Genomic DNA, 22272 nt, shown 5'->3' on the forward strand with positions numbered 1-22272 from the left:
ATGCCAATGCAGATGGGACCGGATGGCAAGCCAATGAACGGTCGGCCAATGCCGGGACGACCAATGCCAATGCAGATGGGACCGGATGGCAAACCAATTGTGCCGCCAATCCCAAATCGTCCGGCATCATCAATGCCGGAAAAGAAACCGGAGGCAGCACCGGTACCACCGATGCCGGAGAAGAAACCGGAAGCAGCACCGGTACCGCCAATGCCGGAGAAGAAACCGGAAGCAGCACCGGTACCACCGATGCCGGAGAAGAAGCCGGAGGCAGCACCGGTACCGCCGGTTGAGGAGAAGAAGCCTCAGGTGCCAGTGCCGTATCTGTTAAGAATAGCAACAAATGAAAAAATATATATAAATAAACCGGAATTTTCAATCGGAAGATCTGCAACCAAAGCAGATTATACAGTAACAGACAATTCAGATGTCAGCCGGATCCACTGCATCATTGAGAGAAAGAATGGTGTCAGCTATATCAGAGATAATGCTTCTACAAATGGTACATTTGTGAATGGACAGAACATAGCTGGACAGAAAAATGTATTTTTGACAAATAATGCAAAGGTTTCTCTGGGTGATGAAGGTTTCATTTATTTTGTCAGATAAGGATATGGGGATAATAATCAGGAGAAGCGTATGAAATATAGAGCGGCATATCACACAGATGTGGGTATAAAAAAGAAAAATAATCAGGACTCTCTTGCGATCAAGATTGCAGAGACTCCGAATGGACAGGCAGCCTTTGCGATTATCTGTGATGGCATGGGCGGACTGGCAAAAGGAGAGCTTGCAAGCAAAGAGGTCATAAATGCATATTGTGGCTGGTTTGAACATGATTTTGTAAAACTGGTCAGAACAGGAACATTTAATACAGCGATCTTGAAGGAGCAGTGGGATCGCATAGCTGTAACAGAGAATGAAAAGCTGAAAGCATATGGTGAAAGCCGGGGAATTATGATCGGAACCACGTTGTCAGCCATTCTTATGTATGAGGACAGATATTATATTATACATGTGGGCGACAGCCGGGTATATGAGTTGACAGATAAAATGGAGCAGCTTACACAGGATCAGACATTGGTTGCAAGGGAGATTGCAGCAGGAAGACTGACCCCGGAGCAGGCAGAAACAGATAGCAGACGAAGCATACTGTTACAGTGTGTAGGCGCATCACCGGTAGTGGAACCTGATTTCATCAGAGGTTATATTACACAAAATGCATCGTATTTGTTATGTTCAGATGGATTCAGACATAAGATAAGCGGAGATGAGATTATGGCGAAACTCAGTCCGCTGGCAGCACCAGATGAAGATAAGATGAAAGAGGGCTGTATTTTTTTAACAGATCTTGTAAAGTACAGGAAGGAAACAGACAATATAACAGTATTGCTGGTCAAGGCTGAGTAGTGGGGAGATAAGATGACAGAATTAGGAACAGTATTAGATGGAAAATATGAAATACTGAAAAAAGTTGGTCAGGGTGGAATGTCAATTGTTTATCTGGCGATGGATAACCGTCTGAATAAACAGTGGGCTGTAAAAGAGATAAAGAATGATGGTTCCAAGAGTGTAGAAACACTTTTAAAAGGCTTGGAGCGCGAAGCAAATATCCTGAAAAATGTGGACCATCCGGTATTGCCTCGAATCGTTGATATCATAAATGAGAATGGAACGATTTATGTAATCATGGATTTCGTAGAAGGTAAGCCGTTAAATGAAGTTCTGAAGGCAGAGGGTGCACAGAAGCAGTCTGATGTAATTGAATGGGGTCGTGCGCTTGCCAGTGCACTTGATTATCTGCACTCCATGAATCCACCGATCATATACAGAGATATGAAACCATCCAATGTTATGTTAAAGCCGGATGGTTCAGTAAAGCTGATCGATTTTGGAACAGCAAAAGAGTACATAATTGAAAATAACGCAGATACGACAGCACTGGGTACCAGAGGATATGCAGCACCGGAGCAGTTCGGTGATGCGCAGGGACGTGGTATCTATAATACTGATGCCAGAACGGATATTTATAATCTGGGAGCGACGCTGTATCATCTGGTAACCGGAAAGAATCCATGTGAGCCACCATATGAGATTAAACCGATCCGTCAGTGGAATCCAATGCTTTCATCTGGTCTGGAGCAGATCATTATCAAGTGCTGCCAGTCAAATCCAAATGACAGATATCAGTCCTGTTCAGAACTTCTGTATGCGTTGGATCATTACAATGAGTTGGACAATGAGTACAGAGCAAAGGCAAAGAAAAAGCTGGTCACATTTGGCGTGATGGCAGGATTATCCCTTCTGTCTGTTGGCTGTGCCATTTTTGGCGGGGTAAAGAAGAATGAGATCAAGGAGAAGAACTACAGCAACAAGATACTGGAGGCAGAAGATGCGCTGCAGGATAATGATATAAATGGAGCAATCAAGATCTATAAAGAAGCAATTGCTCTGGATGAATCATCCTCAGATGCCTATCTGGGACTTCTTGATACGTATGCATATTATTATGATATGGATCAGAACACTGACACTGTGTCCGAGAACGTGGACAGTGGAGCAAAATTAGGTGTACGTTACGTCACCAAGTATATTGACAAGGTAAATGCAGATGTTGTCTATGAGGTTGCGATCATTTATTACAACGAAATCCAGGATTACAAAGCTGCAATGCAGTATTTTAATCAGGTAAATGATTCGGCAAACTTCCCGGATGAGACAGCACAGGCTGCATACTATTCGGCAATTTGCGAGAATAAGATCAAGAAGAATTCCAATTTTGCAAACAGTAAAGAGAATCTGGTTAATTTTGAAACCTATAACAGTGAGGAACTGGAAGATACAAATCCAAGCAAATATGTAAATTATCTGAATATCGCTTCTATCTATGTTGATAATCTGGGAAGTGATACGGCAGATATGCCGCAGAGAACGATTGCATTGCTGACGGAGGCAAACGAAAAGCTGGATGAAAACAGTACAGCGCTTTCCAATGCACTTCCGGAGGATCGTAATGTAAAATATTACACGGCACAGTATGCGAGAATCCTGTACTCCGTATATTCCTATCAGGCAAAGAATACAAATGTAGATGCAGAGAAGGAAACCTATTATCTGAGTGCAATCGACTCACTTAACCGTTATCTGGCAAGTATCGATATCACGGATCCAAATCTTCCGGATACAACAAAGAAATCGTATGTAAAATATATGAAGGAAGAAGCGGAAACTTACATAGCGCTTGAAAAGATCAGCGACAATAAGGATTATTATGATCAGGCTGAAAAGGTATACAGTTCCGCAGAGAGCAGCATGGGAACGGTTGATAATGCAGCCGATATTTATGTCAGTCATCTGACATATCTGTATGATCGGTATTCCGGAGAATACGGATCCAATCCGAAACGCTGGAAGCAGGATGGCATCCAGAAGATCAAAGCGGTATACGATGCGGGCAGTAAGATCAATATTCTTGCCTCCCGTGGTAATAATGAATGGAACTCGTTGATCGTAAACTCTGCAATTTCTGATATTATAAATGGAAATACTGCAGTGACAGGGAGTGAGGAGTGATAACAATGAATGAAACGATATGTAATGTAATGTTATTCGGCGGTATAGCTCTTGCAGTTGTCTTTGCAGTGATAGCAGTTATATTATTTGTAAAACTGGATATTCCGAAGGTGATCGGAGATCTTTCCGGAAGCACAGCCAGAAAACAGATCAAAGAGATTCGCGAAAAGGGTTATGAAAGCTTACAGGGAAGCGGTGCTTCCAAAAAAGATGCGATCAAATCAAAGGGCAGTACCAGTAAGATCGAGGTGCGTGATATCAAGGGCAAGTCAGCATCCGAAGAAGTTTCCAGGAAAGGAAATGAGAGATATAAGAAGGCTGTGGATGAGTTGAATAAGAGCAGAAGCCATCATCATACCAGACCGGAAGAAGCAGATTCTGAGAAAGAAACCGATATCCTGAGACCGGAAGAGGATTACGAAAAAGAAACCGACATCCTGAGACCGGAAGAGGATTACGAAAAAGAAACCGACATCCTGAGACCGGAAGAGGATTATGAGAAAGAAACTGATGTCCTGAGATCAGAGGAGGATTATGAAAAAGAGACCGATGTTCTTCGGGCGGATGATGAATATGAGCGTGAGACTGATATTCTGACATCAGAGGACGAAGCAGATGCGGCAACGGATGTCTTAAGTACAGACAGTGATGCAACAGACGTATTAAGTACCGATGATGATGCAACTGATGTTCTCACTATGGATACAGAAGTTTCTGACAGTAGTGAGACCGATATACAGGGTGAAGAAGCTGAGAAATTCCCACTGTTAGTTGATGTTGTTGTAGTTCATACGGATGAATCGATATAGAAGGGAGTGACCAAAATGAAGAAAAACAAATATTTACATCGTTTTGTGGCTTTGGTCATGACGGCGGTTATGCTGTTATCACTGGTGGTAATTGATAACAGAATCGGAATGAAAGCAGAAGACGAATATACAAAAGAAGTGATCGATCTTGAAACGTATATTCCCAAAAAAGTTACATATAAGAAAAATAAAGATGGAAGCGTAAAGACAGGCAGTGTAGAAGAGGTTGAGATTTCTGTTCCGGAAGAGACTGCTGTCACATTTAAGGGTGACTACCTGATGCAGGAACTGGATGCATCTGATAAGAAGCAGATTATAGCAACATCCTGTGATGCATCTGATAAGAAGACCACAAAGCAGGCTTCGGAGATCGAGAAGATCCGGATCACAGATTCAGAGGATGAATATCAGTATGCAGTGTATAAAGCAGCAGATGAGAAGGATACTTATGAATTTGCGGGGATAATACGTGTATATGGAGAAAATGCTGAAAATGGGGATAATCTATCTGTTGCTGGACCAACTATGCATATTTCAGCAGAGGCGGGAAATAAAAGCATTCCACAGATAAATGATAAAAATGGAGATAGTTTTTATTATGCTGAAAAAGGGGATGTTGTGTCTGTAAAGGGGTATGTGTCAGATGGAACGGAACAGGTTGACGGATATATAAAACAGACACCGGAAGATCCGGCGGATATTGTTAAACTTACATATACATTAAATGGTGGAAATGAGAAAGAAATACCAATCGGTAAAGATGGTGGAGCCTTTGATGTAAAGGTTCCGGAATCCGGATCATATGTATTTACAGCATATAGCAGGGAAGGAAAAAAGGTATTTATTCCGGTGACGATCCGGTATACTTCAGATATCCGGATTCAGGATGTAACGGTAGATGAAGATTCTGAATTAAAGATTACGGAAGGGATACTTGGTGAGTTCCTGAATAAAAAGGGTGATGGTATTCGTGTAACGGTATCGGCGCTTGAGGATATAGGCGACAGTAATTTTGCAGATCTGGATCTGGAATATTGTTTTGTGAATGGAACGACCATGAATAACTGGCAGTCGGTATGTATGGATAAAGATGAAGATACCGGTATCTGCAGTAAAACGGTATTGATTCCGAAATCGTCTGTAGCAGGTGCGGATTATAAAGTAATCTTCAGAGTCACAGATCATATATATGAATCTATCGGTACTTACAAATTTGATGAAAATGGATCATTTGTATATATCGATGAAAAAGCACCAGAAATTACAAAGGGCTCTTTCCGTGGCATAAAGGGAAACGATAGTGCAACGATTTCGATCCAGAATTATACATATGATGCAGATACATGGTTCAGTGGTGCAGAACTGACAGGAGTAGCGGCAGTTGAGGATTATGCACCGATCGATACGGCAAGGATCAGCCTTGATGGTGAGATCATTGAAACTGTAACAGATATATCAGCAGATGCAAATCAGTATTCTTATATATATGATGATATTACGATCTCCGAACTGACAGATAAAGCAGGAAAACATACAGTCTTATATGAGGCAGTAAACCGCCTTGGTCAGATCGGTACCAAAGAGATTACATTTAATCTGGATCCAAAAGCACCACAGGCACTTATCCTGAGTCAGGTAAATGGTGGTGTATCACTGCAGGATCAGGCAGAATATACTGTAACAGCCAAGACAGGAGAGACTTTGATATTCCGGATTTCTGATGCTGACAGTCAGATCGATACGGCTAAAACAAAGGTCTATGTAAATGATGAGGAAGTTACATTGACCGGAGATGAGCTGTCACTGCCGGATGCTGGTGTATATAAAGTAACACTTGACGCATATGACTGTGCGGGAAATATAACAAAGAAAACTGTAACCGTTTATGTGAATAAAGAAACATTACAGGATTCTTTGACAGTTTCCTCTGAGGGGAAAACAATAGATGCAAAGGATCAGGCACTGGTATATGCCGGACATAATGGAAGTGCAACAACGGTTACATATAAAGTAACAGGTCTGGATTTGGATGCCGATGATATTGTAAAGACGGTAACAAGAAAGGCTCCGGATGCCGCAGCGTCTGCTGTCGGTATTGATGTAGCACCGTCCAGAACAGATATATCAGCAAATGGAAATCTGAAAACCGTTACACTGACCTATGATCTGACAACAGAGGGAGTGTATGCATTTCACTTTACATCAAAGCATCATTATGTGGCTGCGAATGAAGATGCAAACACAACGGATGCATCCATTCAGGTGTTATATGACAAGACAGCTCCATCAATAGCAGCAATGGAATTTGCCGGAGCAAAGGCATCAGCAGATGGTATTTATTATTTCAGTAAAGATCCTTCCATTCATATAACGGCTGAGGATGCGTTTTCACTGGGTGATTACAAGGTCACAGATCAGGTGGGAAATACCATTCTTACAGGAAATATAGCTGCGAATGGGGATAAAACATTTGATAAAACACTTGTATTAACAAATGGAATTGAAGAGAATAAGATTTATACGATCATATTCTATATCAGTGATAAATCAGGAAATATTGCAACAAAATCCAATGAAAATGGGGTTGCATACCGGTTTGCGGTTGATACTGAAAAGCCAGCGGTTGATATTGCAGATAAAGAATCCACAAACAGTCTGAAGCTTACGCAGTACTGGAATGGTTCAGATGTAACAGTAAAGGCGTCTGCATCTGATAATTTTCTGATCAGCAGGATTACTGCATCAGCAACCTGTGACGGCAAGGCTGTTGCAGATCAGGAGCAGAAGATGGATCTGGAGACTGAAACGATCGGTCAGACCATGAATGCATCCTTTATTTACAAAAAAGCCGGTGTATATGAAGTTACAGTAACAGCATATGATGAGGTTGGCAACACAAAGACTGCAAAATGTACCTTTGTTATCGACAATGAACTGGCAGATATCAGCTTCTCCGGTATTCCGGTAAGTGGTGTTTATAAAAATGATGGTACACAGACGATTACAGTTAAGGCAGCAGATGATTATGGCATTGCAGCTTCCGATGTGGTTGTGAAGGTAGTGTATGAAACTTACGACTATGATGCAACGACAGGTGCCGGAGTAAAGGGTGAAGAGATCATCACAGCAAAGAACAGCTCGGATCAGACAGTTACAGCTACGATCAAAAACTGTAAGGTTATTGATGGAAAGCCAATGAAATATTACATTGCGGTAAGTGCAACTGATAGATCCGGCAACAGCTCAGAAAAGAGAAGCAAGACCTTCTATTATGATCCATATAAACCGGAAGTAACGGTAGAACCGGCAATCGCGGGTACCGGAACAAAGTATTATAATGACAAGGTCAGATTCAATATTACAGTGGCAGAGCAGTTTGAACTTGGCGCAAATGTATATGTGTTAAATACAGACGACTATAAGAACTGTAAATCAGAAGCCGATTATGCTGCAAAAGCATATAAGACATTTTCTTATAAAGATGTAAAGCAGAAAACATTTGGTTTCACTGTATCAAAGGCTGACCGGTATAAATGGACGGTTGTAGCAGTAGATGCATCCGGAAATGCAGCAACAGTATCCGATATCCGGTTCACGATCGATACAGAGAAGCCTCTGGTCGAGATTGAAGGTGTTCCGGATGACAAGAAGTCAACCGGTACAACGATCCGTGTTGTGATCACAGATAATGAGAGACTGGATCCGGAAAGCTTTAAAGTCGTTGAGTGTTATAAATATTTTGATGGTACAGAATACATTGAGAAGGAACTCAAGATCAAGCAGGTAGGTGCAAAGGAATTAGAGGCATCTGCATACTGCGGACAGAAGAGCGGCAAGGCATGTTCTTATGTATTTAAGGTAACCGGTAAAGACAGAGCCGGAAATGATGTGGAATATGAAATCAATGATTCCAGATTCAAGGTCGATTCCACACTTCCGGATATCGTGCTGGATCGCTATCCGGATTCTGAGAATGATGGTTACTACAACAAGAACGTAAGCTTCAAGTTCACAGTAACAGAGCAGTTTCCATTAAAAACGAAGATCACAGTAAGTGATAAGAACAAGGACGTGAATGGAGACGAAGATGAGACATACGTTCTGAATGAGACAACCGGAACTTACACAGTAAAGAGAAAAACACCTGGTGTATATAACCTGACGATCAAGGCAGTGGATGCATTTGGAAATGTAAACTATGTAAGAGATATTAAGTTTGTGATCGATAAGGAAAGCCCGGTAGCGACAATTGAAGGTGTACCGGAGAATGGTCTGACACAGGGTACAAATGTGAAGATCACAGTTACAGATAATCAGAAGCTGTTGTTGAAGGATTTCCAGATCACAGAGTATTACAAATGCTTTGATGAAAGCAAATATACACAGAAGAAGCTGGCGATCAAGAAGGTGGATGGCAAGACACTGGAGGCTTCTGCATATTGCGGTCAGAAGAAGGGAAAGGCCTGCTCCTATTACTTCAAGGTAACAGGAACGGATAAGGCAGGCAATAAGGTTTCATACGATGTAGCAGGTTCCCGCTTCAAGGTAGATGCAACAAAGCCGAAGGTAACGATCACACCACGGCTGGAGCAGACAAATGACGGTTATTACAATAAAGATATCGCATTTGACATAGCAGTAGAAGAACAGTTTGCCGAAACACACAAGATCGTGGTTTCCGATAAGAATAAAGATACAAATGGTGATGCGGATGACACTTTCACAATGAAGGGAACGAGTGGAACCTATACAGTGAAACGGAATGCACAGGGAATTTATAATCTGAAGGTTACAGTTACGGATGCATTTGGAAATGTAACAGAGGATGAGGCTGCATTTGTAATTGATAAGACAAAGCCTACGATCGGAATTGCAACTGTGAATAAGCTGAATAATGGAAATGTAGCACTTAATGTGAACCTTGCAGATAATTATAAAGGAAAGTCCTATACCGTACATGTAAAACGGAAGGATGCTTCCGGTGCAGTTGCATATGACGGAGATTACAGAACAGTAGAATGGAATAACACTTCTGTAAATCCGGAGATCGTATTCTCAGATGAGGGCGATTATGAGATCACTGTTTCTGCGGATGATAAGGCTGGTAATGAACAGATCGCAGAGAATGTATCCTTCCGGATTGATAAGACAGCACCTGTATTATCGATAACAGGCGTTGCGGATTCACAGAATACATCCTGTACGGCGACACTGACAGTAAATGAGGCATTTGCATTCTCTTATGATGGAGAAGCAATGAACAGTGCTGACATTACGGCAACGATCACCAAAAAGACGGATGGAACAGGAGCATCAACAGTTGCAACCTTAAATACCGGTAATTTTTCATCCGGTAATCCGCATACTGCGACCTATACCTTTGATGAAGATGGTGAATATACAATCACTTTTAATGCAAAGGACATGACAGGTAATGTTGCAACGGCTGTTACTAAGACATTCAAGGTAGATAAGACAGCACCAGAGCTTAAGGTATCAGCAGTGAACAGCAAGAACAGTGTCGTAAATGAGTATGAGACAGTTGGTGGAAGCTCTGTAAACAACACAGATTATGTAGATATGAACATAGAAGTAACAGAGTCCTTCTTTGCTTCGAATAAGGTAAATATATCTGTACAGAAGGATGGCGAGGACGTATCTTCCTCTTACTTTACAAACTTTGGCAGTAATGCGGCAGTCAGCCGTGGAAGCCAGAGATTTGATGAGGATGGTGTATATACCATAGCAGTTACAGCAGAAGATGCACTTGGCAACAAGGCAGATGATTACAACATGGTATTTACGGTAGATAATACACCGCCAACAATTGACAAGACTGCAAAGATGGCTGAATTTACTGAGAGAAGATCAGAAGATGGAGAACTTCTTCTGAACAGTCAGGATTTTGCGGATATCAAGGAAAAGGGATATGATGCACTCTGGTCAGTTAATGATACATCTGTATTTAAGGCAAGTGTAAAGCTGGATGGTATTGATTTTGTAGATTTCTCAGATCTGACAGATGGATATCATACAATGACGATTTCCGTTACCGATGAGGTTGGTCATGTGACAACTGAAATATTTGACTTTACCTATGATGGAACAGCACCTCGTATCATTATCACAGGCGTTGATGATAAGAGCGTTGTAAGAAATCCGTTTACCATGAAGATCGGTCTGGAAGATGCAGATGATATGCTGACAGAGATCGTGATCAACGGAGATACTATTGATCCGGCACTGTATGAGGATACGAATTCGTATGAGTTCCAGGTTGAGAACTATGGTAATTATAAGGTTCGGGTATCTGCAAGAGATACAGCGGGAAATGTTACATCGACCTATGACAGTGCAACAGATGAGGTATTCTCCTTCCAGTTAAAGGAAAAGACATCACCGATCCTGATCGTTATCATTATTCTTGCAATTCTTGCAGTTGTGGCAGTGATCCTTCTTCTGATCATGAAAAAAAGAAGAAACAGCCACAGTAGTAAATAAAACATGACTATAGAAAGAAAGGGACCACGCCCGAACAGGCGTGGTCTTTCAATGAGGTGACATAAATGGCATTAAGAGCGGTAGCATTTGATATGGATGGAGTCCTGATCGATTCCGAGAAGGTATACAGAATGTGCTGGTTGAAGAATGGATTGTCCATCGGTATCCCGGAGAATGAGATGTCGAAGATCTGTGACCGGATGGCAGGTGGAACCAAGAAGACAAATGCACATGTGATGAAAGAAAAGATGGGCGAAGATTTTGATTATCTTGCATTCAGACAACGTACGGTGGATATGGTCGAAGCATATATGAATGAGCATGGCGTTGAATTAAAGCATGGCGTGATCGAGACACTAAAGACTTTAAAGGCAAGAGGGATCAAGATGGCGGTTGCAACCTCGACGGATCGGGAACGGGCAGAGGATAAACTGGTTCGAAGCGGACTGCTTCCGTATTTTGATGATGTGATCTGTGGGGATGAGGTCGAGCGAGGAAAACCATACCCGGACATCTATCTGAAAGCCTGTGAGAAGCTTGGTACGAAGCCGGAGGAGACAGTTGGAGTAGAGGATTCCATTAATGGTGTGACAGCCTCCCACGATGCAGGGCTGTATACCCTTATGGTGATCGATCTGATCCAACCGGATGAAGAAACGAAGAAGAAAGCAGACCGTATCAGCAACGATATATTTGAGCTGACGGAATTATTTGAAGACTGATGAAGCAGTTTGACTTCGAAAATGACATCTGAAAATGATTGATATAGCAGAATAGAGAATGATCTCTGGAATGAAAGAAAACCTTCCGGCATATAGTAGTGTCAGGAGGTTTTTCTATGATTACAGGACAGAAAATTTTCAGCCTTTTAAAGGCACTTGCGGTATCTTACATAATAACGGCAATCCTGCTGCTTATAACGGCATTCCTCATGTACAAGCTGGGACTGGGTGATACGGTGATTCATCTGAGTATTATCATCATTCATGGCATCTCTGTATTCCTTGGTGGTTTTCTTACCGGCAAGATGGTAAAGGAGCAAAAATATATCTGGGGATTAATGCTTGGAGTGTGTTATGTTTTGGTGATCGGTATTGTATCTTTCATTATGAATGGTACGATCCATATCTCTGCCGGAGGGACATTGACGAATGTGATCCTGTGTCTGGCGGCCGGAATGCTTGGCGGAATGCTAGGTTAGAGACAAGTTTTTCGTAAAAATACTTTGACTTTAAAGCATGTTGTGTTATAATTTCGCTATATGACATAAAAAGGAGAAGTGTACCTATGAAGAGAATAAAGACACTCACAAACAGAACAATGAAGAACACAATGGTTAAGGGCGGATGCGGCGAATGCCAGACATCATGTCAGTCAGCTTGTAAGACATCATGCACAGTCGGAAATCAGAGCTGTGAGAATGCTGAGAACAAGTAAGAGATCATTGTAGACAGACAACCACAAAGGGGACCGTCAAACAAATGACAGTCCTCTTTCGTTGCGTGTCAGAAAAATTAATTCACAAGATGGGAGAATTTGTATGGTACATCAGTACAAAAGTAATGGATATAATATCGTACTCGATGTATGTAGTGGGTCTGTTCACGTAGTGGATGACCTTGTGTATGATATTATTGCAAATTACGAAAATCATACAAAAGAACAGGTAATAGAATTGCTGCCATCCTATGATAAGGATGAAGTATCGGAAGCCTATGACGAGGTAACCGGCCTGGTAGAAGACGGAACACTATTTACAGAAGACATATTCAAAGATTATATCATTGATTTTAAAAAGAGAAAAACAGTGGTAAAGGCTCTGTGTATCAATATTGCACATGACTGTAATCTTGCATGCAGATATTGTTTTGCAGGAGAAGGTGAGTACAAGGGTGACAGAGGTCTGATGCCACTTGACATAGCAAAGAAATCTCTGGATTTCCTCGTTGCCAATTCCGGTAACCGTGTAAATCTTGAGGTCGATTTCTTCGGCGGTGAGCCACTTATGAACTGGGATGTCGTAAAAGAGACCGTTCGATATGGAAGAAGCCTGGAGGAGAAGCATAATAAGAAATTCCGTTTCACACTGACAACAAACGGTGTGTTGTTAAATGATGAGGTAATGGAATTTGCCAATAAAGAGATGGCAAATGTCGTATTATCCATCGACGGAAGAAAAGAGATTCATGATTACATGCGTCCGACCAGAAATGGAAAGGGAAGCTATGATCTGTTACTTCCAAAGTTTCAGGAATTTGCAAAGAAGCGTGCCGGAAAGAGTTATTATGTAAGAGGCACTTATACGCATAACAATCTGGATTTTTCAAAGGATGTATTACACATGGCAGATCTTGGATTTGACCAGATCTCCATTGAGCCGGTTGTATCTCTGCCGGACGAGCCTTATGCGATAAAGGAAGAGGATATCCCATATCTGTTAGATCAGTATGATATCCTTGCAAAAGAGATGATCAAAAGACATAAAGAAGGAAGGGGCTTCAATTTCTTCCACTTTATGATAGATTTGACAGGGGGACCATGCGTGGCCAAACGTCTGTCGGGGTGTGGTTCAGGTACAGAATATCTGTCAGTTACACCATGGGGCGACCTTTATCCGTGCCATCAGTTTGTCGGTGAGGATGGGTTCTGCATCGGAAATGTAAATGAAGGTATTACGAAGCCGGAACTTGTTGATGAGTTTAAGCTCTGCAATGTCTATGCAAAGGACAAGTGTAAGGACTGTTTTGCAAGATTCTATTGTAGCGGTGGCTGTGCGGCGAACTCATATAAATTCCATGGAAATATATTAGATGCGTATGATATCGGATGTGAACTTCAGAAGAAGCGTATCGAATGTGCGATCATGATCAAAGCCGCATTAGCAGATGAAGAAGAAAATCAATAAGGAGGACAAAGGTAAATAAGATGAAGAAAGCAAGAAAAAAAGCCATATGGGTATTGATCCTGTTCCTGCTTGTGCTTGCGGGTTCCATCTACGTTGCATTGTTTGGTGTAGGCGACAGAGGAAAAGCAAAGTATATCAGCCTTGGACTTGATCTGAAGGGTGGCTTAAGTGTAACGTATGAGATTCAGGATGGGGATTATAGCGATGAAGATGTTCAGGATACGATCTATAAATTACAGAAGCGTATCGATTCCCATACAACAGAGCATAACGTATATTCAGAAGGAAATGGTAAGATCACAGCCGAGATTCCGGGTGTAACAGATGCAGATGCCATTCTGGAGGATCTGAGTATCGAAGGTAAGTTAGAGTTCTTAGACCCTGAGAATTATGAATTATGGTCACAGGGAAAAGATTATACACCAGCACTGACCGGTGATGATATCAAGGGTGCAACCTCAAGAATTAATTCTACCGAGACTGGTGAGGACAATGAAGTACAGTTAGCATTCACCACAGATGGTGCTCAGAAGTTCGCAGATGTAACATCAGCAAATGTTGGTAAGATCGTATATATCGTATACGATGGTAAGGTTGTAAGTGCACCAACTGTACAGCAGGCAATCACAGACGGAAATGCTGTTATCAACAGCATCTCAACCTATGAAGAAGCAGAAAGCCTTGCTACCACGATCCGTATCGGAGCACTTCCGCTGACATTGAAGCAGGTACGTTCTAACATCGTCGGAGCAACTCTTGGTTCAGAAGCAGTATCAACAACGATCAAAGCAGGTATCATTGGTATTATCTGTATCTTCATTATCATGATCTGCGTATTCAGAATTCCGGGTCTGATCGCATCGTTATCATTGACACTTTATACATTTATGATCCTACTTGTTATGAACCTGTTCAATGTTACATTGACACTTCCGGGTCTTGCAGGTATCATCCTTTCCGTAGGTATGGCAGTCGATGCGAACGTCGTTATCTTTACACGTATCAAAGAAGAACTGGCAACAGGTGCTTCTGTTAAGCAGTCTGTAAAAGCCGGATTTCATAATGCGTTATCAGCGATCATCGATGGTAACGTGACAACGCTGATCGCAGCACTTGTGCTTGGTATCTTCGGAACCGGTACGATCAAGGGATTTGCAATCACACTGGCAATCGGTATTGTATTATCCGTATTCACAGCACTTGTTATCTCTCAGATGGTACTGAATGCACTTGTAACACTTGGCGTAACAGATGTAAAATATTTTGGAAAAGCAAAAGAGCCTGGTAAGGTTAATTTTGTAAAGGGTGGTAAATATTGTATTATCGCTTCTGTTCTTGTCATCGTGATCGGCTTCTGTTTCATGCCGATCTTTGCAAAGACAAAGGGAAGCGCATTGAACTTAAGTATTGATTTTGCAGGTGGTACATCAATCACAGCAGAATTTGACAAAGCATATTCATTATCTGAGGCAGAGAAGGAGATCGTTCCTGTTATCGCAGAAGCAGCAGGCATCAGTGAGGCTGATATCTCCGTTCAGACTGTTTCCGGTACAAATGAGATCGTATTCAAGACCACAGAGCTTACGACTCAGGGTGATGATTCTCAGTTGACAAAGGTAACAGCTGCACTCAGCGAGAAGCTCGGTGCGACAGTAACAAATTCCGATAATATCAGTGGTTCAGCCAGCAACGATATGACAAGGGATGCATTCCTTTCTGTAGCACTTGCAGCAGTTCTGATGCTGATCTACATTGTTATCCGTTTCAAGGATGTGAAGTTTGGTGTAAGTGCGGTATTAGCCCTTTGCCACGATGTAGCTATGGTATTTGTTCTGTATATCTTACTTCGGTTATCCGTTGGTAATACCTGTATCGCATGTATGCTGACAATCTTCGGTTACTCGATCAATGCGACGATCATCGTATTCGACCGTATCCGTGAGAATATCGCAAATGCAGGAACAAAGAAAGATTACAAGCATATCGTTAATTTAAGCATTAACCAGACGATCACCAGAAATATCTATACATCCTTAACAACATTTGTTACGATTTTTGTATTATACGTAATGGGTGTAGCAGCAATCAAAGAGTTTGCATTTACTCTGATGGCAGGTGTTGTAATCGGTGCATATTCATCTATCTGCGTAACAGGCCCGTTGTGGTACTACTTTAAGACCGGATTTGGTAAGAAGAAGGATGCTGCTGCAAATGGCAAGAACAGCAAGAAAGCGGTAGAGAAGAAGAAAACAGCAAAGGCGCAGTAATTAGCTGTCGTCGATAGAATGAAAAACAGACAAGTATGTAGGATTTACATATTTGTCTGTTTTTTCGTTGTGTTACAGGAATGTTTATGCTGTGTGTTATTAGAATTAATACATAATGACAATGCATTGACGGGTGATAAAAGCTGTGATATGTTGAAGCAAAGGAGGTGCATGATTGAAACAATGAAACGATTTGAAGCGGTTATATTTGATATGGATGGGGTTATATTCGACTCGGAGCTGCTGGTTATAAAGTGCTGGCAGGTCGTTGCAGATAAATATGAAATCAAAAATATAGAAGACACCTGTCACAAATGTTTGGGACTGAATAAGGATGCGACAAAAGAACTGATGCTTGGGGTGTATGGAGCAGATTTCCCTTATGATGAGTATAAGGCGGAGATGTCGGCACTGTTCCATGAACAGGCGGCAGGAGGAAAGCTTCCGATGAAACCGGGAGTTACCGGTCTGTTGCAGACATTAAAAAAGAATGGAAGAAAGGTTGCGCTGGCATCTTCTACCAGGAAAGCAGTTGTCGAACAGGAGCTTCGGGATGCAGGTATCCTTCCGTATTTCGATCGGGTAATCTGCGGAGATATGGTAAAGCGGAGCAAACCGGAACCGGATATCTATCTGGAAGCATGCAGACAGATCCATGTGATGCCGGAGCAGGCATATGCCATAGAGGATTCTTATAATGGTATCCGTTCTGCACATGCGGCGAGACTGCATCCGATCATGGTGCCGGATCTTGCACCGGTCACGGAAGAAATGCAGGAGCTGTCGGATGTCATTCTGGATTCACTGACGGAAGTAGAGAAATATTTGTTTTTTATTTAATAGCTTCTATCTCTCTTTTCCGATATTGAGAGGGGGAGAAGCCCTTCTGTTTCCGGAACAGCCGGCTGAAATATAACTGGTTATCATATCCTACGACCTTGGCTATTTCATTTATAGAATAGTTCGTCTGTTCTAAGAGAAGCTGGGCGTTGTTGATCCGGCGGGATACGATGAACTGCATCGGGGTCATGCCTGTGTATTTCTTGAAATTCCGTATGAACCAGCTCACGCTCATTCCTCTTGATTCGGCATATTGTTCTATGCTGATGTCTTTATTATAGTTTTCATTAAAGTAGGAAACTGCATAGTCCATTTCACGATCCAGATATTCATTTTTCAGGATATGCTCGCGTGACAGCTCCCGTTTGAATACGATTAAAAGGCGTGTTAGCAGTAAAGCCAGCATTTCTTCATAATCATCCTGACAACGCTGCAGCTCCAGGATGATCTGTTTAAATATATGTTCATATTCCAGAGAGGAACCGACAGGGAATACTCTCCGGTTATCTTTAAATCCATATTTCCTCAGAAGATTCTTCACATCGGAGCCGGTGAAATGAATCCAGTAAACCTCTGTTTTATCTGCACCGTAATATTCATATTTCTGTAGTTCCTTCGGGCGGTAGAGTACCATATTGCCGGCAGGAACGATCGTCTCATTCTCAGCTTTATCAAAATGAAAATGTCCAAGCCCGGATGCGATATAGATGATCTGGTAGTCCTGTCTGCCCTTAGGACGATAGGTAGGCATCTTCGGGTCGCCACTTAAGCGGTATGTTCCGCAGCTTCCGACAATAAGCGGCCTGCGCTTGTCCTTGAAGTCAAGATAGGAATGATTCAGGTATCCGGTATTTATATACATGATGAAGCTCTCCTTTATTTGTAGGATTGTAATATAAAAAGATTTATTGATATTGTATCATTTTGTCCATATTCTGTCCATTCCGGTTCATAGACAGAAATGCTGTTAAAGTGTATGATAAATACAGATAAAACGAAATAACAAGATAATATTTGCAAATAATATCAAAAACATAAGAATAGTCGAAAACAAAAAAGTACATATAAGGGAGGATGACTTATGATAGTGCCACGTTATTATGAGAATTTGAATGTATTACATGAAAATACACAGCCTGCAAGAGCATACTATGTACCGGCTTCCTGTAGGATGGATGATCTGGTCGAGCACAGAGAAGGATCAGATCGGTTACAGTTATTAAATGGAAAATGGAAATTCCAATATTTTAAAAGTATTTATGATGTGAAGGATGCTTTTTATGAGATGGGATATGACACCGGAGCATTTGACGAGATCGAGGTTCCGGGCGTATGGCAGATGGCAGGATATGATACACACCAGTATACAAATATCCGCTATCCATTTCCATTTGACCCACCATATGTCCCACAGGATATACCGTGTGGAGCTTATGTGCATACCTTTTCTTATGCAAAGGATGTGGATGCGGCAAAGGCATTTCTGAATTTTGAAGGTGTGGATAGCTGCTTCTATGTGTGGATAAATGGGGAATATGTCGGATACAGTCAGGTATCCCATATGACCAGTGAGTATGATGTGACAGACATTTTAAAAGAGGGAGAAAATACGATCGCTGTCCTTGTCATGAAATGGTGTGATGGTTCTTATCTGGAGGATCAGGATAAATTTCGGATGAGTGGAATTTTTCGTGATGTCTATATTCTGAAAAGACCGGAGTGCACCATTCGCGACTACCGTATCACGACCTCTGTTTTAAAGGAAAAGGCTGAGGTGAAGCTCGATCTGAGCTTTTATCAGGAGACAGCGGTTAAGGTTACGATCGAAGACAGGAATGGTGTGGTTGTAGCGGAAGGACAGGCAGAGCATGACGGAGCTTTCATATTTGAGATTATACAGCCGACACTTTGGAACACCGAGAATCCATATCTGTATACCCTCATTTTGCAGAGTGAAAATGAGACGATCGTTGATCATATCGCTGTCAGAACGATAGAGATAAAGGATAAAGTTATTTACTTCAATGGACAGAAGATCAAATTCCGCGGTGTCAACCGGCACGATTCTGATCCGGTAACCGGCTTTACAGTGGATGTGGAGAAGATAAAAAAGGATCTTACCCTTATGAAACAGCACAACTTCAATGCGATCCGTTCCAGTCATTATCCAAATGCACCGTATTTTTATCAGATGTGTGACAAATATGGCTTCATGGTATGCGACGAGGCGGATATAGAAGCACATGGCCCATATATGTTATATCGCAAAGAGGATACTGACTACAACCGGTTCAAAAAGTGGAATGAGAAGATTGCAGACAATCCGGAATGGGAGGCGGCTATTCTTGACCGGGTGAAGCGGATGGTCGAGAGAGATAAGAACCGTTTCTGTATCGTGATGTGGTCGATGGGAAATGAAAGTGCATATGGCTGCAATTTTGAAAAGGCACTTGCATGGACGAAGCAGTATGATCCATCCCGTATTACCCAGTATGAAAGTGCAAGATACAGAAATTATGATGTGACCTATAATTATGAGAATCTGGATCTGTACAGCCGTATGTACCCAGCGCTGTCAGAGATCGAGGAATATCTGGAAAAGGACGGAAGCAAACCATTTCTGCTGGTTGAATACTGCCACAGCATGGGAAATGGTCCCGGAGATTTTGAAGATTATTTCCAAATGATCCACAGTGATGACCGTATGTGCGGTGGATTTGTATGGGAATGGTGCGACCATGCAGTTGCGCATGATCAAGCGGAAAACGGAAAGACGAAGTATTACTATGGCGGAGATCATGGAGAGGCGATACATGATGGTAATTTCTGTATGGATGGTCTTGTGTATCCGGACAGAACCCCGCATACCGGACTGCTCGAATACAAAAATGTCTACCGCCCGGTCAGAGTTCGGTCATTTGATCAGGAGAGAGGAACGCTTACCCTTCATAACTATATGGATTTTGATGATATTCAGGATTTTGTGGATATCTGTTATGAGGTAACTCAGGATGGCTTAAGTGTTCAGAAGGGCAAGGTAGTGGGTGCTTCGGCTGCTCCGCACAGTGATTGCACCGTGGGGCTTGATATCGATGTTCCTACGGCAGGCAGAGTATATCTGAAGCTTTCTTATCAGTTAAAGAAAGAGCTTCCGTTAGTTTCTGCGGGTCATGTATTGGGCTTTGATGAACTTCTGCTTGAGAATAAAGATGGAAGAAACCAGACAGCTGCCAAATGGACGGCTTCGGATGTGGAAGTATCCGATATCAGGGTAGAGGAAGACGATGCATGGATCGTGTTAAATGGTGATGGCTTCACATATCGGCTGGATAAGCGTACCGGCTTGTTCAGCGGACTTCAGTATGCAGGCAGGGAATATCTGAATCATCCAATGGAGCTTAACATCTGGCGTGCGCCTACAGATAACGATATGTATATCCGGGCAGAATGGGAGAAGGCTCATTATGATGAGGCATACACAAGAGCATATAGTGAACAGATCCTTCAGAACAAATTCGGAGTAATGATCATGTGCCATGCAGGTGTGGTAGCTCCAACCGTTCAAAAGCTGATCGATGTAGAGATTATGTGGAAAATAGATGGTGCAGGCAGAATTGCTGCGGGAATAACAGCAGTAAAAGATGAAGAACTCCCGGATCTTCCAAGATTTGGTATAAGAATGTTTCTGGATAAGAAGCTTTCTGAGGCTGCCTATTATGGCATGGGGCCACAGGAAAGCTACCGCGACAAGCACAGAGCTGCCAGCCACGGCTTGTTCAGAAGTTCTGTGCAGGAGCTTCATGAGGACTATATCATGCCGCAGGAGAATGGAAGCCACTATGACTGTGATTATGTGGAACTGACAAATCAACGATATGGAATGGCTGTTGCAGCAGAACATACATTTTCATTTAATGCCTCTTATTACACTCAGGAAGTGCTTACGCAGACGAAACACAATTATGAGCTTACGGAAGCCGACAGTACGGTGCTCTGTATTGATCATGCACAGAATGGAATCGGTTCGAACAGCTGTGGCCCGGTTGTTTCGGATGAATACAGGTTCAGTGAAAATGAGTTCCGGTTTGATTTCACGCTGGTACCGTTTGTGAGGGGTTAATTAGGAGGAGATACGGATGGAAGAGAAGAAATATTTAAAATGGTATAATAAAGTAGGTTATGGTTCGGGAGATATCGCTGGAAATGTGGTATATGCGTTTCTGACATCCTTTGTCATGGTATACCTGACGGATACGGTCGGACTTGCTTCAGGCATTGTCGGCACACTGATCGCGGTATCCAAATTATTTGATGGATTTACGGATGTATTTTTCGGATCCCTGATTGATAAGACACACAGCAGACTGGGAAAGGCAAGACCATGGATGATCTATGGATATATTGGCTGTGCAATCACGCTGGTTGCATGTTTTGCAGTTCCAGCCGGTATGGGTAAGGCTGCACAGTATACATGGTTTTTCATTGCATACACATTGTTAAATGGTGTGTTTTACACGGCAAATAATATTGCGTATTCGGCACTTACCTCACTGATCACAAAGAACAGCAAAGAACGGGTTCAGATGGGTTCTTAAGAATAAGAATCTGTTCGGGCAGTTTGCCTGGGCAGTAAATATTCCCCTCATTATAGCACTGATATTTACACCGACGCTGGTTGGCAAATGGAAGGGCATGTATAAGCTGAACCTTAGAGGATATATCATAGCGGTTATTGGCAGAGCCTTGGTTGTTGTTGCCGGCTATATTGGAAACATCCCGCTTATGCTGGCATTTACAGCTCTTGCAGCGCTAGGCCAGGGACCTTGGCAGGGAGATATGAATGCGGTTATTGCTTCCTGTTCCGAATATACCTACCTGACACAGGGAAAGCGGGTTGACGGAACTATGTACTCCTGTACTTCGCTTGGTGTAAAGATCGGAGGAGGAATCGGAACGGCGGTTGTCGGCTGGCTCCTTGAACTGTCCGGTTATAAAGGAACGATGGCGGTTCAGCCACAATCGGCTCTTGATATGATGCAGTTCATGTATCTGTGGCTGCCGTTGATATTTGATATACTAATCCTGCTTATACTTTCCAGAATGAATGTGGAAGCGGCAAATGAAAAGCTTAAGGCAGAGCGGGGAATGTGTGCAGGAGAATAATCTACAAGACTTCACAGATTTTTCACAAAAATTATTAGCACTCGCTATTGACGAGTGCTAATACAAGTGGTATAACATAATCAGAACGAAGGAGAGGACATCAGATAGAGACTGATGGAGGTTCCGGAGTTCCGGAAAAATAACAATTACGTGTTCTGACAATGGTCAGCACACAAAAGAATAAAATGTATGTATTTGAATGGAGGAATGACTT

General features: G+C 42.2%; 13 protein-coding genes and 1 pseudogene. 13 read left to right on the forward strand and 1 reads right to left on the reverse strand.

Annotated elements, in window-relative coordinates:
* The 11 genes from DWW85_RS09620 to DWW85_RS09670 form a co-directional block, all read left to right on the forward strand.
* The coding region (locus DWW85_RS09620; protein WP_117808500.1) for an FHA domain-containing protein at window positions 1-609 on the forward strand (609 nt) is incomplete at its 5' end.
* 30 nt (window positions 610-639) lie between these two features.
* Window positions 640-1410, forward strand: a complete 771-nt coding sequence (locus DWW85_RS09625; RefSeq protein ID WP_021944561.1) for a PP2C family serine/threonine-protein phosphatase — start codon at window positions 640-642, stop codon at window positions 1408-1410.
* 12 nt (window positions 1411-1422) lie between these two features.
* Window positions 1423-3573, forward strand: a complete 2151-nt coding sequence (locus tag DWW85_RS09630; protein WP_021944562.1) for a protein kinase — start codon at window positions 1423-1425, stop codon at window positions 3571-3573.
* Window positions 3574-3578: 5 nt separating this feature from the next.
* Window positions 3579-4382: a hypothetical protein gene (locus tag DWW85_RS09635; RefSeq protein WP_117808501.1), complete on the forward strand. Its 804-nt coding sequence runs from the start codon at window positions 3579-3581 to the stop codon at window positions 4380-4382.
* A gap of 15 nt (window positions 4383-4397) precedes the next feature.
* Window positions 4398-10883, forward strand: coding sequence for an Ig-like domain-containing protein (locus DWW85_RS09640; RefSeq protein ID WP_117808502.1), 6486 nt, complete (start codon window positions 4398-4400; stop codon window positions 10881-10883).
* A 65-nt stretch (window positions 10884-10948) separates the two neighbouring features.
* The gene (locus tag DWW85_RS09645; protein ID WP_117808503.1) at window positions 10949-11605 is read left to right on the forward strand and encodes an HAD family phosphatase; all 657 of its coding nucleotides are present in this window, start codon (window positions 10949-10951) and stop codon (window positions 11603-11605) included.
* 116 nt (window positions 11606-11721) lie between these two features.
* The gene (locus DWW85_RS09650; protein ID WP_117808504.1) at window positions 11722-12084 is read left to right on the forward strand and encodes a TIGR04086 family membrane protein; all 363 of its coding nucleotides are present in this window, start codon (window positions 11722-11724) and stop codon (window positions 12082-12084) included.
* Between the two features lie 86 nt (window positions 12085-12170).
* Window positions 12171-12320: a six-cysteine ranthipeptide SCIFF gene (gene scfA, locus DWW85_RS09655; RefSeq protein WP_008401634.1), complete on the forward strand. Its 150-nt coding sequence runs from the start codon at window positions 12171-12173 to the stop codon at window positions 12318-12320.
* Between the two features lie 103 nt (window positions 12321-12423).
* A complete protein-coding gene (gene scfB / locus DWW85_RS09660) occupies window positions 12424-13788 on the forward strand; it encodes a thioether cross-link-forming SCIFF peptide maturase (RefSeq protein WP_117808505.1) in 1365 nt (454 codons plus the stop codon).
* Between the two features lie 20 nt (window positions 13789-13808).
* The gene (gene secD / locus DWW85_RS09665) at window positions 13809-16055 is read left to right on the forward strand and encodes a protein translocase subunit SecD (protein WP_117808506.1); all 2247 of its coding nucleotides are present in this window, start codon (window positions 13809-13811) and stop codon (window positions 16053-16055) included.
* 93 nt (window positions 16056-16148) lie between these two features.
* A complete protein-coding gene (locus DWW85_RS09670) occupies window positions 16149-16895 on the forward strand; it encodes an HAD family phosphatase (protein WP_242996149.1) in 747 nt (248 codons plus the stop codon).
* Here DWW85_RS09670 and DWW85_RS09675 read toward each other — a convergent pair.
* The gene (locus DWW85_RS09675) at window positions 16888-17757 is read right to left on the reverse strand and encodes an AraC family transcriptional regulator (protein ID WP_117808507.1); all 870 of its coding nucleotides are present in this window, start codon (window positions 17755-17757) and stop codon (window positions 16888-16890) included. The genes DWW85_RS09670 and DWW85_RS09675 overlap by 8 nt on opposite strands.
* Before the next feature lie 219 nt (window positions 17758-17976).
* On the opposite strand from DWW85_RS09675, the gene DWW85_RS09680 reads away from it, so the two are divergent.
* Together DWW85_RS09680 and DWW85_RS09685 are read left to right on the forward strand one after the other, a co-directional pair.
* The gene (locus DWW85_RS09680; protein WP_117808508.1) at window positions 17977-21015 is read left to right on the forward strand and encodes a glycoside hydrolase family 2 TIM barrel-domain containing protein; all 3039 of its coding nucleotides are present in this window, start codon (window positions 17977-17979) and stop codon (window positions 21013-21015) included.
* Window positions 21016-21031: 16 nt separating this feature from the next.
* Window positions 21032-22058: pseudogene (locus DWW85_RS09685) on the forward strand (MFS transporter).
* Window positions 22059-22272: the final 214 nt, after the last annotated feature.

The organism is Clostridium sp. AF17-21AC, assembly GCF_003461365.1.
Taxonomy (GTDB): domain Bacteria; phylum Bacillota; class Clostridia; order Lachnospirales; family Lachnospiraceae; genus Coprococcus; species Coprococcus ammoniilyticus.